Raw genomic sequence first — 15,584 nt, forward strand, 5'->3', positions numbered from 1 at the left:
CGGCACATGCTGCGTTGAGCTGGGGAGTTTCCGTAGCCATTGCCGTCACATCTCCCGTTCTACACTGCCGACCGGATACACACTATTTCGGACACGCCGCCCGGCTGTCCGCGCGGTCGCGCGGGCAGAGGGTGTCGCGCATTATCTCCCCACTTGCCGCTTTCCGGGACCGGTACAGCTTACGTTGTACAACGCACCGTGCCGCGCGGGGGTGTCCTGCACATCACAACAACACACCGATTGGTGTCAAGATTCCTATGCGCGAGGGGAGTTGACCTTTCCTTTGCAGACGCGGGCCCCGCCGGAAACAGTTCCGGCGGGGCCTGGTGCCGCGCGGGTCACTTGCCCGTGAACTTCTCGTACTCCTTGAGCACCTCTTCGGTGGGCCCGTCCATGCGCAGTTCCCCGCGCTCCAGCCACAGCACCCGGTCGCAGGTGTCCCGGATCGACTTGTTGTTGTGGCTGACCAGGAAGACCGTGCCGGCCTCCTTGCGCAGCTCCCGGATGCGCTCCTCGGAACGCTTCTGGAACGCGCGGTCACCCGTGGCCAGCGCCTCGTCGATCATGAGGACGTCGTGGTCCTTGGCGGCGGCGATGGAGAAGCGCAGCCGGGCGGCCATGCCGGAGGAGTAGGTGCGCATCGGCAGCGTGATGAAGTCGCCCTTCTCGTTGATCCCGGAGAAGTCGACGATGTCCTGGTAGCGCGCCTTGATCTCCTCGCGGGACATGCCCATCGCCAGGCCGCCGAGGATGACGTTGCGCTCACCGGTCAGGTCGTTCATCAGCGCCGCGTTGACGCCCAGCAGCGAGGGCTGGCCGTCGGTGTAGACCTTGCCCTTCTCGGCGGGCAGCAGGCCGGCGATGGCCCGCAGCAGGGTGGACTTGCCGGAGCCGTTGGAGCCGATCAGGCCGATGGCCTCGCCCCGGTAGGCGATGAAGGACACGCCCCGCACCGCGTGCACCTTGCGCACGCCCCGCTTGGCGTCGTCCTTGCCGCGCCCGAGGATGCGGCTCAGGGCGGCGGTGGCGCTGCCCTTGCCGGACCTGGCGCCGTTGACCCGGTAGACGATGTGCAGCTCGTCGGCGATGACGGTGGGGATCCGCTCCCCGGCGCGCGCGGCGCGCTGTGCGGCGCTCTGCTCAGCCACGGCCGTACCTCTCCTCCGCCTTCCAGAAGTACACGAAGCCGCCGGCGAAGGCGGCCACGGCCCAGAACAGGGCGAGCGCCCACACGTGCGGCGGCAGGTGCGAGGCGCCGTAGCCGTCGATCAGCGCGAAGCGGACCAGGTCCATGTAGACCGCGGCGGGGTTGGCCTGCATCAGCCGGGTGAACCACTCCGGCTTGCCGGCCAGCATGGCGTCGATGGAGAACATCACGCCCGAGGCGTACATCCAGGTGCGCATGATGAACGGCATCAGCTGGGCGAGGTCCGGGGTCTTGGCGCCCATCCGGGCCAGGATCAGCGCCAGCCCGGTGTTGAACATGAACTGCAGGGCCAGCGCCGGCACGGTCAGCAGCCACGACAGGCTCGGGTAGCTGCCGAAGCCGACGGTGACGACGAACACCACGATCATCGAGAACAGCAGCTGCTGGAGCTGCTGCAGTGCGAACGAGATCGGCAGCGAGGCCCGCGGGAAGTGCAGCGCGCGCACCAGGCCCAGGTTGCCGGAGATCGCGCGCACCCCCGCCATCACCGAGCTCTGGGTGAAGGTGAACACGAACACGCCGGTCACCAGGAACGGGATGTAGGTCTCGCGGTCCAGGCCCCGGCCGGCATGGAGGATCACACCGAAGATGAAGTAGTACACGGCCGCGTTGAGCAGCGGGGTCGCCACCTGCCACAGCTGGCCCAGCTTGGCCTGGCTGTACTGGGCGGTCAGCTTCGCCTGGGAGAAGGCGAGGATGAAGTGCCGGCGGCCCCAGAGCCGGCGGACGTACTCCCGGAGCGAAGGCCGGGCGCCGCTGACGGACAGCCCGTACTTCGCGGCGAGCGCGGCCGCGGTGAGGCCCTCGTCGGGCGACGGGGCCGCCCCGAGGGCGACGCCGCCGTCATGCGTTGTCTCACTCACAAGTGGATACTTTCGTCTACTGGATGCGCATCCTGGGCGGATGTACGGGCCTGGCGCGGGCACGGGCCGGGTGGCGGCCGGTGCCCCCAGGGAACGAGCTTGTCAGATGACCGGTGGCCGGCCCAGTCGGGTGAGCCGCCACACAGTACGCCACTTCATGGGCCGGCGGGGACCGCACGGGGTGGTCCACCCCTCCTTGAAGCCGCCGAACCACGCCTTGAGGGCCGGGCGCGAGGGGCGGCGGGCCAGGGTGAGCAGCATCCACACCCCGAGGTAGACCGGGACCAGGAGCGCCGGGAGGTTGCGGCGGGCCAGCCAGACCCGGTTGCGGGCGACCATGCGGTGGTAGACCGCGTGGCGGGAGGGCGCGGTCGCCGGGTGGTACAGCACCATGTCGGACCGGTAGTCGATCATCCAGCCCGCGTCGAGGGCCCGCCATGCCAGGTCGGTTTCCTCGTGCGCGTAGAAGAATGCGTCCGGCAGCCCGCCCACTTCCGCGAACACCTTGGTGCGCACGGCGTTGGCGCCGCCGAGGAAGGTGGTGACGCGGGAGGAGCGCATCGGGTCGGAGGCGCGCAGCCGGGGCACGTGGCGGCGCTGGGTGGTGCCGGTCTCCGGGTCGGCGATGCGGAAGCTGATGATGCCGAGCCGGTCGTCGTCCGCGAAGGCCCGGCGGCACAGCTCGGCGGTGTCCTGGCGGGCGAGCAGTCCGTCGTCGTCGAGGAAGAGCAGGACGTCCACGTCCCGCCCGGCCGGGCCGAAGGCCTCGATGCCCACGTTGCGGCCGCCGGGGATGCCGAGGTTCTCGGGCAGCTCGACGGTCCGCACGCCCTCGGGGACGTCCGGGACGGGAGAGCCGTTGCCGACGACGACGACCTCGACCCGGTCGCCGTCCTGCTTGGCGACCGAGTCGAGGAGGGCCCGCAGCTCGTCGGGGCGGTTGCCCATGGTGATGACGACCGCGCCGACCTTCAGGGAAGACGTCACGGCACTCACCTGAGCCTGCTGGAGGCGAGGATCGACACCAGGTGCAGCAGCGTCTGCAGCAGCGCGATGCCGGCCAGGACCGCGGTGCCCAGCCGGGTGAAGAACAGGTCGCCCCGCACCTGGTCCGCGATCGCCAGGACCAGGATCAGCAGGGAGGCCTCGATGCCGAGGATCAGCCGGTGGAACTTCAGCGCGGCGGCGGCCCGGCGGGCCAGCGCCATGCCGGAGGAACGCGGCTCGGCGGCGGCCTCCCGCACCGGCGGCAGGCCGCCCTGGTGGCGGGCGACGCCGACGAGGTCGGTCTCGGCCTTGATCAGGATCGCGCCGAGGGCGGCCAGCGTGCCGAGGAAGGCCCACAGCCAGTCGACGCGCCCGGGGCCCCACAGGTCGGCGGCGCGCAGGCCGAGGCCGACGAGGACGGCCGCGTCGGTCAGGTAGGCGCCGACCCGGTCCATGTAGACCCCGCCGAGCGAGAACTGCCGCTTCCAGCGGGCGACCTCGCCGTCGACGCAGTCCAGCAGCAGGTACAGCTGGACCATCACCACGCCGAGCACGGCCCCCCAGATCCCCGGCACCAGCAGGGCCGGGGCGGCCAGGACGCCGAACAGGGTCATCAGGTAGGTGAGCTGGTTGGGCGTGATCCTGGTCCCCACCAGGTACCGGTCGATCCGCAGGGACACCTCGCGCATGTAGAGGCGTCCCGCCCAGTGCTCGCCGCTGCGCCGGTCCTTGACCCCCGCGGGGTGGACGACCGGCCTGAGTTCAGCTACCGATGGCCTTGACATAGTCGGCGTAGGAGTCCTTGATCTGGTCGGTCTTGAGGTCGAGGTGTTCGAGGATCGTGTAGCGGCCGGGCCGGGTCTCCGGGGCGAACTTCACGGCCCGGACGAACTCGTCCACCGTGAAGCCGATCTCCTCCGGCAGCACCGGCAGCCCGTGCCGACGCAGCACCTCGGCCATGAAGGCCGCCTCCTCGCGGGCTCCGCGCAGGTGCATCGCGAAGGCCGCGCCCAGCCCGCACTGCTCGCCGTGGCTCGCGGCGCGCTTGGGGAAGAGCAGGTCGAAGGCGTGGTTGATCTCGTGGCAGGAGCCGGAGGCGGGACGCGAGTCGCCCGAGATGGACATCGCCACACCGGTGAGGACCAGCGCCTCCGCCAGCACCTGCAGGAAACCGTTGTCGCCGATGCCGCGGGGGTGCCGGAGCACCGCCTCGCCGGCCTGCCGCGCCATGGCGGCGGCCAGACCGTCGATCTTCTCGCCGTTGACGCGGTTGGCGAGCTCCCAGTCGGCGATGGCGTTGATGTTGGAGATCGCGTCGCCGATGCCGGCCCGGACGTAGCGGGCGGGGGCCTCGCGGATCACGTCCAGGTCGATGACGACGGCGATCGGGTTCGGCACGCCGTACGAGCCGCGGCCCGCGTCGTTGTCGAGGGTGGCCACCGGGGAGCACAGGCCGTCGTGCGCGAGGTTCGTCGGCACGGCGACCAGGGGCAGGCCGACGCGCGCCGCGGCGAACTTCGCACAGTCGATGATCTTGCCGCCGCCCAGGCCCACGACCGCGTCGTAGTGGCCGGACTTCATCTCGCCGGCCAGGCGGATGGCGTCGTCGAGGGTGCCGCCGCCCACCTCGTACCAGGTGGCGCCCGGCAGCGTGGGGGCGACCCGCTCGCGCAGCCGCGCCCCGGAGCCGTTGCTGACCGCGACGGCGAGCCGGCCCGAGTGCGAGATGCGCTCGTCGGCGAGCACGCCCGCCAGGTCGTCGAGGGCACCCGGGCGGATGTCCACGACGACCGGCGAGGGGATCAGCCGGGTCAGTACTGGCACGCGATCTCCCGGCCCTTGGCGAGGTCGTCGTGGTTGTCGATCTCGACCCAGCGGACGTCGCCGATCGGGGCCACGTCGACCTGGAAGCCGCGGTTGACCAGCTCCTGGTAGCCGTCCTCGTAGTACAGCTGCGGGTCCCGCTCGAAGGTGGCCTTCAGCGCGTCCGCCAGCTCCCCGGCCGCCTCGCCCTCGATGAGGGTGACGCCGATGTACTCGCCGGTCGCCTCGGCCGGGTCCATGAGCTTGGTGATCCGCCGCACGCCCTTGTCCGGGTCGGCGACGACCTTCATCTCCTCGTCGGCGAGCTTCTTCACCGTGTCCAGGGCGAGGATGATCCTCTTGCCGTCGCCGCGGGCGGCCAGCAGCGTCTTCTCGACGGAGACCGGGTGGACCGTGTCGCCGTTGGCGAGTATCACGCCGTCCTTCAGCGCGTCCCGGCCGCACCACAGGGAGTAGGCGTTGTTCCACTCCTCGGCCTTGTCGTTGTCGATCAGGGTGATCTTCAGGCCGTACTTCTGCTCCAGGGCGGCCTTGCGCTCGTAGACGGCCTCCTTGCGGTAGCCGACGATGACCGCGGCCTCGGTCAGGCCGACCTCGGCGAAGTTTCCGAGCGTGAGGTCCAGGACCGTGAGGCTGTCCTCCGCACCCTCGGGCCCCACCGGCACCAGCGCCTTGGGCAGGGTGTCGGTGTAGGGGCGCAGACGCCGTCCGGCGCCGGCCGCCAGCACGAGGCCGATCATGCGGGTTCTCCTTCGTCGTGTACGGCGGGTGCGCCTCTCAGGTGAGAGGACACCCAGAAGCGGATGCTCTCGGCGAGCACCACCAGGGCGACGGCCACGGCGACAGCCGTGAGCGCGACCCCGAAGTCAGCGGCGGTGAGCAGGGCGGCCAGCACGGTGACGAGCAGCGTCCGCCCTTCCTGCCCCCCGATGGCGCGCACCAGCCAGGCCGGCGGCGCTCCGGCGTCGCCGCGGATGCGGTACACCGTGTCGTAGTGATGGTAGGCGACGGCGGCCACCAGTCCGAAAGCCGCCGGCAGCACTCCGTTCGCCTCCGCGCGGGCCGCGAGGGCCAGGACGGTGCCGTACTCGGCGGCCCGGAACAGCGGCGGGACCAGCCAGTCGAGCGGGCCCTTGAGCGGGCGGGCGACGGCGAGGGCCGAGGTGAGCAGGTAGCACAGGGCGCCGAGCACGGGCCACGGGCCGCCGAAGCCGGTCAGGGCCGAGGCGGCGACGACGGCGGCGCCGCCGAGCAGGGCGAGGGCGGGGGCGGCCGCGCCGGGCAGCCGCCGTGCGGCGCCGCCCAGCCGGCCGGCCAGGGCCTGCGCGAGCGGCCCGCTGTCGGCGAGGTCCGCCAGCGCCCGGGCCGCCCGGTCGGTGCGCCTGGCCCGGCGGGTCACCGAGCGCAGCACCCGGCCCGCCGTGGTGTACGTCGCCGCGAAGGCGCAGCCGGCGAGCAGGGCGTAGAAGGTGATGCGGGGGGTCGTGACCGCGGTGAGGACGGCGATCATCGCCCAGCGCTCGCCGATGGGCAGGACGATCATCCGGCGCACCCAGACCGTCCAGCCGACGCTGTCGAGCCGGTCGGAGAGGGCGGCGGTGGGGCTGGTGTTGGCGGTGGCGTCGTGGTTGGCCTCGTTGAAGGCGAAGTCGACCACGTGCCGGCAGGTCTGCAGGACCATCGCGGCCAGCGCGAGGGCCCATACGTCGTCGCCGCCGCGGGCGGCGCCGAGGGCGAGGCCGGCGTAGTAGGCGTACTCCTTGGCGCGGTCGAAGGTGGCGTCCAGCCAGGCGCCGAGGGTGGAGTACTGCAGCGAGTAGCGGGCGAGCTGTCCGTCGGTGCAGTCGAGGACGAACGAGGCGATCAGGAGCACGCCGGCGGCGACGAAGCCGCCGCGGGTGCCGGTGGCGGCGCAGCCGGCCGCCGTCAGCGCGGTGAGCAGCGAGGCGGTGGTGACCTGGTTCGGGGTCAGGCCGCGGCGGGCGCACCAGCGGGCGAGGTAGCGCGAGTACGGGCTGATGAAGAAGGTGGTGAAGAAGCCGTCGCGGGCCTTGACGGCCGACTTCAGGCGGACGGCCTCGTCGTCCACGGCGGCGACCGCCTGCCGGGCCTCGTTGCGGGCCTGGGGGTCGTCGGGGACGGTGGCCACCAGGGTGCCCAGTTCGGGGCGGTGCACGTCGGCGCCGTCGGCGTCGAGGGCGGCCGCGACGCGGTCGGCGAGGCCGTCGACGGCGGTGCGGGTGCCGCCCGGCCCGCCGGTGCCCGGGTGGGCCGCAGGGGTGCCGCCGGCGGAGTTCTCGCGGGCCAGCGCCCGGGTCAGGGCCTGGCGGCCGTCCGGCCGGGCGGTGACGGCGCCGGGGACGGCGGCGAGCGTGAAGCGGGGGTCGGTCAGGCCCAGGCGCAGGGCGTGCGGGTGGCCGACGAACCGGGTGTCGACGAGGGCGACCCGGCGGTCGGCGGGCACCTGGGCGAGGAGGGTCTCGGCGTCGGAGGCGTCATGGGCGACCCGCACGTCGAAGCCGAGGGACCGCAGGTCGTCCTCGAGCGACGATCCGGGGACCGGCTGGCCGGTGAGGATGGCGGTCGGCAACCGAACTCACTCCCTGGGGCCCGACGCGTCCGCGCCGGTCGTGTGCATGATGGGTGCGCCGCCTGCGCGGGGCACCTGTGCGGCATGTCGGCAGAGGCTATCCGATGCCCGGAAGCCCGCGTTCACCGCCCGTTCACTGGTCGCTCAACGGTCGGTCGACGCGGTCCGCTCCAGCCTTCGCCGCAGCTCATCATGGGTGATGCCCGGCCCGGGCCACAAACTCCGTACCAGACCGGACATTCCCCGCATACGGGGACTGTGGGGGGACTGGGGCCGAGGGCCGGGGAGCGTGCCGAGGGCCGGGGGCCGTACCGGGGGCCGTACCGGGCCCGAGGCTCGGGGCTGGAGCCTGAGGACCGAGGCTTGGGGGCCGGGGCTGGGGCCCGGGGGCCGGGGGCCGCTGGGGCCCAAGGCGTGCGAGGCGGCCAGGAGGGTGCGAGCGCGCTGGCACGGGAGGCTGGCCGGACGGGGACGGGCGGGTGCGGGTGCGGAGGCGCGGCCCGAACAAGCGCGGACAGGAGACACGACCGGCACAAGCGCAGGCGCGGAACGCGGGCCGAACAGGCGCGGGCACGGAGGCGCAGCCCGAACCAGCGCGGGCGTGGAACGCAGCCCGGACGGGTTCGGGCGGTGGTGTCCGGGGGCGCGGGGGCCTCGGGGCAGGCCGGCGCCGCCCGGGGCGGGCGGGTGCGGCGCGCGGGGCGGTCGCGCCGGGCGCCGCGCGGGGGCGGGGTTCGGGCATAGGGTGGACGACCATGACGTGGCTGATCACCGGCGGGGCCGGATACATCGGGGCGCATGTGGCGCGGGTCATGCGGGGAGCCGGGGAGGCGGTGGTCGCGCTCGACGACCTGTCGGCCGGGCACGCCGAGCGGCTGGACGCGGACGTGCCGCTGGTGCGGGGGTCGTCGCTGGACCGTGACCTGCTCAAGCGGGTGTTCGCGGAGCACGCGGTGACGGGTGTGGTGCATCTGGCCGCCCGCAAGCAGGTCGCCGAGTCCGTGGCCCAGCCCGCCCGCTACTACCAGGAGAACGTGGGCGGTCTGGCGACCCTGCTGGACGCGGTGGCCGAGGCCGGCGTCCGGCGGTTCCTGTTCTCCTCCTCCGCCGCCGTCTACGGCAACCCGGACGTGGACCTCATCACCGAGGACACCCCGTGCGCTCCGGTGAACCCCTACGGCGAGACCAAGCTCGCCGGGGAGTGGCTGGTCCGCGCCGCGGGAGAGGCGCACGGCATCTCCACGGTGTGCCTGCGCTACTTCAACGTGGCGGGCGCGGCGGCACCGGAGCTGTCCGACACCGGCGTCTTCAACATCGTCCCGATGATCTTCGACCGGCTCAGCCGGGGCGAGGCCCCGCGGATCTTCGGCGACGACTATCCGACCCCGGACGGCACCTGTGTGCGCGACTACATCCATGTCGCCGATCTCGCCGAGGCCCATCTGGCGGCGGCCCGCCGGCTGACCGAGGCGGGGGGTGGCGGCGACCTGACCGTGAACATCGGGCGCGGCGAGGGGGTGTCGGTGCGGGAGCTGATCGACGTCGTCGGCGAGGTCACCGGTGACCGCCGGCCCCCGGTCGTCGAGGCGCGCCGGCCCGGCGACGCGCCGCGCGCCGTCGCCTCGGCGGAGCGGGCCGCGGCGGAGCTGGGCTGGCGGGCCCGGCGCGGGGTGTCCGAGATGGTCTCCTCGGCCTGGCGCGGCTGGCAGCGGCACCACGGCGGCCACACCGTCGCCGCCCCCTGACCTGCGGCTGGTTTACGCAGGTCAGAGCACATGACAACGGTGTTCAATGCCGCGTTGCCCGATGCCCCTGGGCCATAGTTGACTGTGGTGCCGGTCGGAACCAAGGAGGGCGGTCGGTCACATGGGTGCCGGTCACGATCACGGGCACGCGCACGGTTTCGCGGCCGGCGGTACGGCGGCGGGCGCCCATCGCGGCACGCTGCGCGTCACCCTGGCGATCACGCTCGGCGTGATGCTGGTGGAGGTCGCCGGAGGGCTGCTCGCGGACTCGCTCGCGCTGGTCGCGGACGCCGCCCACATGGCGACCGACGCCCTCGGGCTCGGCATGGCGCTGCTCGCCATCCGCTTCGCCGACCGCCCGCCGAGCGGCAACCGCACCTTCGGCCTGGCCCGGGCGGAGATCCTCGCCGCGCTCGCCAACTGCCTGCTGCTGCTGGTGGTGGGCGGCTACGTGCTCTTCGAGGCGATCGAGCGCTTCCTGACCCCGGCCGACACCCGCGGCGGACTGATGATCGCGTTCGGTCTGGTCGGCCTCGTCGCGAACTCGGTGTCCCTGACGCTGCTGATGCGCGGGCAGAAGGAGAGCCTGAACGTGCGCGGCGCCTTCCTGGAGGTGGCGGCGGACGCGCTCGGCTCGCTGGCGGTCATGGTCTCGGCGGCCGTCATCCTGCTCACCGGGTGGCAGGCCGCCGACCCGGTCGCCTCCCTGCTCATCAGTGTGATGATCGTGCCGCGCACGGTGCGACTGCTGCGCGAGACCCTCGACGTCCTGCTGGAGTCCGCCCCGAAGAACGTCGACATGGCCGAGGTACGGGCGCACATCCTGGCGTTGGACGGCGTGGAGGACGTGCACGACCTGCACGCCTGGACGATCACCTCCGGTCTCCCGGTGCTCTCCGCCCATGTGGTCGTCAGCTCCGACGTGCTCAGCGCCATCGGCCACGAGAAGCTGCTGCACGAGCTCCAGGGCTGCCTCGGCCACCACTTCGACGTGGAGCACTGCACCTTCCAGCTGGAGCCGACCGGCCACGCCGCGCACGAGTCCGGCCTCTGCCACTGACGCCCGGCCGCCGGGTTCCCCGCGCCACTGGGTCCCCCGCGCCACCGGGTCGCCCGCCACCGGGTCGCCCGCGCCACCGGGTCGCCCGCGCCACCGGGTCGCCCGCGCCACCGGGTCGCCCGCGCCACCGGGTCGCCCGCGCCGCCGGGCGCCCGCGGCACCGGACCGCGGCGGGCCCCGCGGTACGCCGCCGGGTCCCCTCCGGGACGGTTCCGGTGCGGGCCGGTTGGGCACGATCAACCGGGCGGGGGAGCGCTCCCCGGCGCGGCCGGCGCGGCGGCGGGAGTGACATGCGGAGTGCCGGGAAGTGCCGGGAGTGCCGGTTTCGTGCGGCAGACTTGGGACTCGAGGACCGATGCGAAGGATGGGTATGCCGACCACACCTGCCACCGCGACGCACAGTTCGTCGAACGGCACCGCGGACGCGATTCTGCTGGAACTCGTCGACGAGGACGGCGTGACGATCGGCACCGCGGAGAAGCTCGCCGCCCATCAGCCGCCGGGGCGGCTGCACCGCGCCTTCTCGGTGTTCCTCTTCGACGACCGCGGCCGGCTGCTGCTGCAGCAGCGGGCGCTCGGCAAGTACCACTCCCCCGGTGTGTGGTCCAACACCTGCTGCGGCCACCCCTACCCCGGCGAGTCGCCCTTCGCGGCGGCGGCCCGGCGCACCTACGAGGAGCTCGGCGTCTCCCCGGCGCTGCTCGGCGAGGCGGGCACCGTCCGCTACAACCACCCCGACCCGGCCTCGGGCCTGGTGGAGCAGGAGTACAACCACCTCTTCGTGGGACTGGTGCAGGCCCCGCTGCGGCCGGACGCGGACGAGGTCGGCGACACGGCGTTCGTGACGGCGGCGGAGCTGGCGCGGCGGCACGCCGAGGACACCTTCTCCTCCTGGTTCCCGACCGTCCTGGACGCCGCCCGCCCCGCGATCCGGGAACTGACGGGGGCGTCCGCCGGCTGGTGACCCCTGGCCGGTGACCGCCGGCGGGTGGCCGCCGGTTGGTGACCGCGGGCCGGTGACCGCTAGCGCACGGGCTTGAGCGGCAGGGCGGCCCAGATCACCTTGCCGCCGCTCGAGGTGTGCTCGACGTCGCAGACCCCGCCGGCCTCCCGGGCGACCTCGCGGACCAGCAGCAGCCCGCGTCCGCCGGTCCGCCCGTGGTCCGCCTCCAGGGCCGTGGGGCGGTAGGGATGGTTGTCCTCCACCGACACCCGCACCCACTCCGCCCCGACGGCGACCTCCACGGCGAGCATCGGGGACAGCAGCGCGGCGTGCCGCACGGCGTTGGTGACCAGCTCGGAGACGATCAGCAGCAGTCCGTGGACCAGGTCCTGGGAGACCGGGACGCCCTGGCGCAGCAGCAGGTCCCGTACGGCGTGCCGGGCCTGGGGCACGGAGGCGTCGACGGCGGGTGCGGTGAACCTCCAGACGCCCTCGTAGGGCAGCGGAGCGGGCGGTCCGGCCACCAGGGGTGTCCCCGCGCCGCCTTCGGGGCGCGGGTCGGGCCCACGCCCGTGGTCGTCCATCGCCGGATCGCCACCCTCACGCTCGATTGTCACCACACGTCGAGTGTTGGTAACGCACCACCGCACCCCCCACGACTGCACACAAGTCAGCTGGTTTCGAGCGAGTCCGCACCATGTGAGACCGATCCCGCCCACGATCCGACCGTTCCCGTCCGGTCCGTGCCGACTTTGCGAACTATTCGGTTTGTACGGTCCAGCCTCCCGCGGGCGTGCCGCCAGGACGCCACGCCGCCGCCCGCGCCGTCCGCCTGGGCGGATAGCATCCCGCCCATGGAGCCGCAGCTGCTGCACGACGTCACCGACGCGGTCGCCACCGTCGTCGTCCACCACCCGGCCAAGCGCAACGCCATGACCGCGCGGATGTGGCGACAGCTGCCGCCGCTCCTGGCCGGCCTCGCGGCCGACCCGCGGGTGCGCGCGCTCGTGCTCACGGGCGCGGGCGGGACGTTCTGCGCCGGGGCCGACATCTCCACGCTGCGCGGATCGTCGCAGGAGGCGCAGCACCTCGCGGTGCGTGCCGAGGAGGCGCTCGCCGCCTTCCCCAAGCCCACGCTCGCCGCGGTGCGCGGGCACTGCGTGGGCGGCGGCGCCCAGCTCGCGGCGGCCTGCGATCTGCGCTTCGCCGAGGCGGGGGCGCTGTTCGGGGTGACGCCCGCCAAGCTCGGCATCGTCTACCCGGCCTCCTCCACCCGGCGGCTGGTGTCCCTGGTGGGCCCGGCGACCGCCAAGTACCTGCTGTTCTCCGGCGAGCTGATCGACACCGAGCGGGCGCTGCGCACGGGCCTGGTCGACGAGGTGCTGCCCGAGGGGGAACTGGGCAAGCGCGTCGCGGAGTTCACCCGCGTCCTGGTGTCCCGCTCGCAGCTGACGCAGGCCGCGGCGAAGGAGTTCGCGGGCGGCCGCGCGGACCGGGAGGCGCACTGGGCCGAGCAGGCCCGCGGCAGCGGCGACACCCAGGAGGGCGTCACCGCGTTCCTGGAGCGCAGACCGCCCCGGTTCACCTGGACCGTGCCCGCCACGGGCTGACCCGGCCCCTGGCCCCTTCCTGGCGTACGGGGCCACGACTTCCTGGCGCACGGGGCCACGACACGCACTCGGCACGTCCGTGCCGCCCTGATCCCCGGTTGTCGGTGCCGCCTGCCACAATTGCGGCGCAACCCGAAGTGGCAAAGGCGGTACGGGAACGTGACGACACCCCTCACAGGGTCCATCGAAGGCAGGATCGCCGAGGAGCTCGGCGTACGGGAGCGGCAGGTCAAGGCCGCCGTCGAGCTGCTCGACGGCGGTTCGACGGTGCCCTTCATCGCCCGCTACCGCAAGGAAGCGACCGAGATGCTCGACGACGCGCAGCTGCGCACGATCGAGGAGCGGCTGCGCTACCTGCGGGAGCTGGAGGAGCGGCGGACGGCCATCCTGGAGTCGGTGCGCGAGCAGGGCAAGCTCACCGCCGAACTGGAGGCGCGGATCCGCGGCGCCGAGACCAAGGCGCGGCTGGAGGACGTCTACCTGCCCTACAAGCCCAAGCGGCGCACCAAGGCGCAGATCGCGCGGGAGGCGGGACTGGAGCCGCTGGCCGAGGGCCTGCTCGGCGACCCGTCCGTCGATCCGCTCGCCGCGGCGGAGGCCTTCGTGGACCCGGACAAGGGCGTCGCCGACGCGCAGGCCGCGCTGGACGGCGCGCGGGCGATCCTCACCGAGCGGTTCGCGGAGGACGCCGACCTGATCGGCGAGCTGCGCGAGCGCATGTGGGTGCGCGGACGGCTGGCGGCGAAGGTGCGCGAGGGCAAGGAGGAGGCGGGCGCCAAGTTCGCCGACTACTTCGACTTCGCCGAGCCGTTCACCGAGCTGCCCTCGCACCGGATCCTGGCGATGCTGCGCGGTGAGAAGGAGGAGGTCCTGGACCTCGTCCTGGAGCCGGAGGAGCCCACGGACGGCCCCTCGTCGTTCGAGGGTGTGATCGCCCACCGCTTCGGCATCGCCGACCGGGGCCGCCCGGCCGACAAGTGGCTGCGGGACACCGTCCGCTGGGCCTGGCGCACCCGCATCCTGGTGCACCTCGGCATCGACCTGCGGCTGCGGCTGCGCACCGCCGCCGAGGACGAGGCGGTGAACGTGTTCGCGGCCAACCTGCGCGACCTGCTGCTGGCCGCTCCGGCCGGCACCCGCGCGACCCTGGGCCTGGACCCCGGTTTCCGTACGGGGGTGAAGGTGGCCGTGGTCGACGCCACCGGCAAGGTCGTCGCCACCGACGTGATCCACCCGCACGTCCCGGCCAACCGGTGGGACGAGGCGCTCGCCAAGCTGGCCCGGCTGTGCGAGGAGCACGCGGTCGAGCTGATCGCGATCGGCAACGGCACGGCCTCCCGGGAGACCGACAAGCTGGCCGGTGAGCTGATCACGCGGCACCCGGAGCTGAAGCTCACCAAGGTGATGGTGTCCGAGGCGGGCGCGTCGGTGTACTCGGCGTCGAGCTACGCCTCCCAGGAGCTGCCGGACATGGACGTCTCGCTGCGCGGCGCGGTGTCCATCGCGCGCCGGCTGCAGGACCCGCTGGCCGAGCTGGTCAAGATCGACCCCAAGTCGATCGGGGTGGGGCAGTACCAGCACGACCTGTCCGAGGTGAAGCTGTCCCGCTCGCTGGACGCCGTGGTCGAGGACTGTGTGAACGGCGTGGGGGTGGACGTCAACACGGCGTCCGTGCCGCTGCTGGCGCGGGTGTCCGGCATCACCGGCGGGCTGGCGGAGAACATCGTGGCGCACCGCGACGCCAACGGGCCGTTCCGCTCCCGCGCGGAGCTGAGGAAGGTCTCCCGGCTCGGCCCGAAGGCGTACGAGCAGTGCGCGGGCTTCCTGCGGATCCGTGACGGGGAGGACCCGCTGGACTCCTCCAGCGTGCACCCCGAGGCGTATCCGGTGGTCCGGCGCATCGTGAAGACCACCGGTCAGGAGGTGGCCTCCCTGATCGGCAACACGGGCGTACTGCGCTCGCTGCGCCCGGCCGACTTCGTGGACGACACCTTCGGTCTGCCGACGGTCACCGACATCCTGAAGGAGCTGGAGAAGCCGGGGCGCGACCCGCGGCCGGCGTTCCGGACGGCCACCTTCAAGGAGGGCGTGGAGAAGATCTCCGACCTGTCCTCCGGGATGGTCCTGGAGGGCGTGGTAACGAACGTGGCGGCCTTCGGCGCGTTCGTGGACGTCGGCGTGCACCAGGACGGGCTGGTGCACGTCTCGGCGATGTCGAGGACGTTCGTCAAGGACCCGCGGGACGTGGTCAAGCCGGGCGACATCGTCAAGGTGAAGGTCCTGGACGTGGACATCCCGCGCAAGCGGATCTCACTGACGCTGCGTCTGGACGACGAGGCGGCGCCGCAGGACCGGCAGGGCGGCGGCGGTGAGCAGCGCCGGCGCGGCCGCCGTCCGCCGCAGCAGCGCCAGGGCCGCGGCGCGGGCGGCGCGGGCGGGCGCCAGGCGTCCGCACGCCAGGCTCCCGCGCCCGCGAACAGCGCGATGGCCGACGCACTGCGCCGCGCGGGTCTCCTCGACCCGAAGAACGGCCGCCGCTAGGACGGGACGTATCGCGAAAGCAGCGCCGTCCGCCCCGCTCCGCGGGCGGACGGCGCTGCTCGCGGCACGACCTGGGCCGGGAAGGCCCTGACCGCGTGTCCGGCCCCGGACCGCCCGCTCCGGGCGGTCCGGGGCCGGCCCGTTCCCGGTCCGTCCGCGGGCCGGCGGCCAAGTCCGCGGCGTGCGGGGGGCGTCGGTCCGGGCGCGGCGCCGG

Annotated in this window: 13 protein-coding genes; 5 read left to right on the forward strand and 8 right to left on the reverse strand. The window is 73.3% G+C overall.

Annotated features, from left to right (window positions below):
- Positions 1-338: 338 nt before the first annotated feature.
- The 7 genes from ACI2LW_RS05795 to ACI2LW_RS05825 form a co-directional block, all read right to left on the reverse strand.
- Positions 339-1,148: an ABC transporter ATP-binding protein gene (locus ACI2LW_RS05795; RefSeq protein WP_404729869.1), complete on the reverse strand. Its 810-nt coding sequence runs from the start codon at positions 1,146-1,148 to the stop codon at positions 339-341.
- Entirely contained in the window at positions 1,141-2,070 is a 930-nt protein-coding gene (locus tag ACI2LW_RS05800; protein WP_404729870.1) for an ABC transporter permease, read from the reverse strand. Before ACI2LW_RS05800 ends, ACI2LW_RS05795 begins: the two co-directional genes overlap by 8 nt.
- Before the next feature lie 102 nt (positions 2,071-2,172).
- Positions 2,173-3,018, reverse strand: a complete 846-nt coding sequence (locus ACI2LW_RS05805) for a glycosyltransferase family 2 protein (protein WP_404729971.1) — start codon at positions 3,016-3,018, stop codon at positions 2,173-2,175.
- 44 nt (positions 3,019-3,062) lie between these two features.
- On the reverse strand, positions 3,063-3,842 hold the full coding sequence (locus tag ACI2LW_RS05810) for a CDP-alcohol phosphatidyltransferase family protein (protein WP_404729871.1): 780 nt from the start codon (positions 3,840-3,842) through the stop codon (positions 3,063-3,065).
- Positions 3,820-4,881, reverse strand: a complete 1,062-nt coding sequence (locus ACI2LW_RS05815) for an iron-containing alcohol dehydrogenase family protein (protein ID WP_404729872.1) — start codon at positions 4,879-4,881, stop codon at positions 3,820-3,822. Before ACI2LW_RS05815 ends, ACI2LW_RS05810 begins: the two co-directional genes overlap by 23 nt.
- Positions 4,869-5,621, reverse strand: coding sequence for a sugar phosphate nucleotidyltransferase (locus ACI2LW_RS05820; protein WP_404729873.1), 753 nt, complete (start codon positions 5,619-5,621; stop codon positions 4,869-4,871). The genes ACI2LW_RS05815 and ACI2LW_RS05820 overlap by 13 nt, the downstream gene beginning before the upstream one ends.
- On the reverse strand, positions 5,618-7,471 hold the full coding sequence (locus tag ACI2LW_RS05825; protein ID WP_404729874.1) for a DUF5941 domain-containing protein: 1,854 nt from the start codon (positions 7,469-7,471) through the stop codon (positions 5,618-5,620). The genes ACI2LW_RS05820 and ACI2LW_RS05825 overlap by 4 nt, the downstream gene beginning before the upstream one ends.
- 755 nt (positions 7,472-8,226) lie before the next feature.
- Between ACI2LW_RS05825 and galE the strand changes: the two genes are divergently transcribed.
- From galE to idi, 3 genes are all read left to right on the forward strand, one after another.
- Positions 8,227-9,216, forward strand: a complete 990-nt coding sequence (gene galE, locus ACI2LW_RS05830; protein ID WP_404729875.1) for a UDP-glucose 4-epimerase GalE — start codon at positions 8,227-8,229, stop codon at positions 9,214-9,216.
- Positions 9,217-9,337: 121 nt separating this feature from the next.
- Positions 9,338-10,276: a cation diffusion facilitator family transporter gene (locus ACI2LW_RS05835; protein WP_404729876.1), complete on the forward strand. Its 939-nt coding sequence runs from the start codon at positions 9,338-9,340 to the stop codon at positions 10,274-10,276.
- A gap of 370 nt (positions 10,277-10,646) precedes the next feature.
- Complete coding sequence (idi, locus tag ACI2LW_RS05840; RefSeq protein WP_404729877.1) at positions 10,647-11,240, forward strand: isopentenyl-diphosphate Delta-isomerase; 594 nt, start codon at positions 10,647-10,649, stop codon at positions 11,238-11,240.
- A gap of 59 nt (positions 11,241-11,299) precedes the next feature.
- Here idi and ACI2LW_RS05845 read toward each other — a convergent pair whose 3' ends face one another.
- Positions 11,300-11,803 carry an ATP-binding protein gene (locus ACI2LW_RS05845; RefSeq protein WP_404729972.1) on the reverse strand — a complete coding sequence of 168 codons (504 nt, stop codon included), beginning with the start codon at positions 11,801-11,803 and terminating at the stop codon, positions 11,300-11,302.
- Between the two features lie 270 nt (positions 11,804-12,073).
- On the opposite strand from ACI2LW_RS05845, the gene ACI2LW_RS05850 reads away from it, so the two are divergent.
- Entirely contained in the window at positions 12,074-12,829 is a 756-nt protein-coding gene (locus ACI2LW_RS05850) for an enoyl-CoA hydratase/isomerase family protein (RefSeq protein WP_404729878.1), read from the forward strand.
- A 159-nt stretch (positions 12,830-12,988) separates the two neighbouring features.
- Positions 12,989-15,370, forward strand: a complete 2,382-nt coding sequence (locus tag ACI2LW_RS05855) for a Tex family protein (RefSeq protein WP_404729879.1) — start codon at positions 12,989-12,991, stop codon at positions 15,368-15,370.
- Positions 15,371-15,584: the final 214 nt, after the last annotated feature.

The sequence above is a fragment of the Streptomyces sp. NPDC004065 genome (assembly GCF_044903565.1).
Taxonomy (GTDB): domain Bacteria; phylum Actinomycetota; class Actinomycetes; order Streptomycetales; family Streptomycetaceae; genus Streptomyces.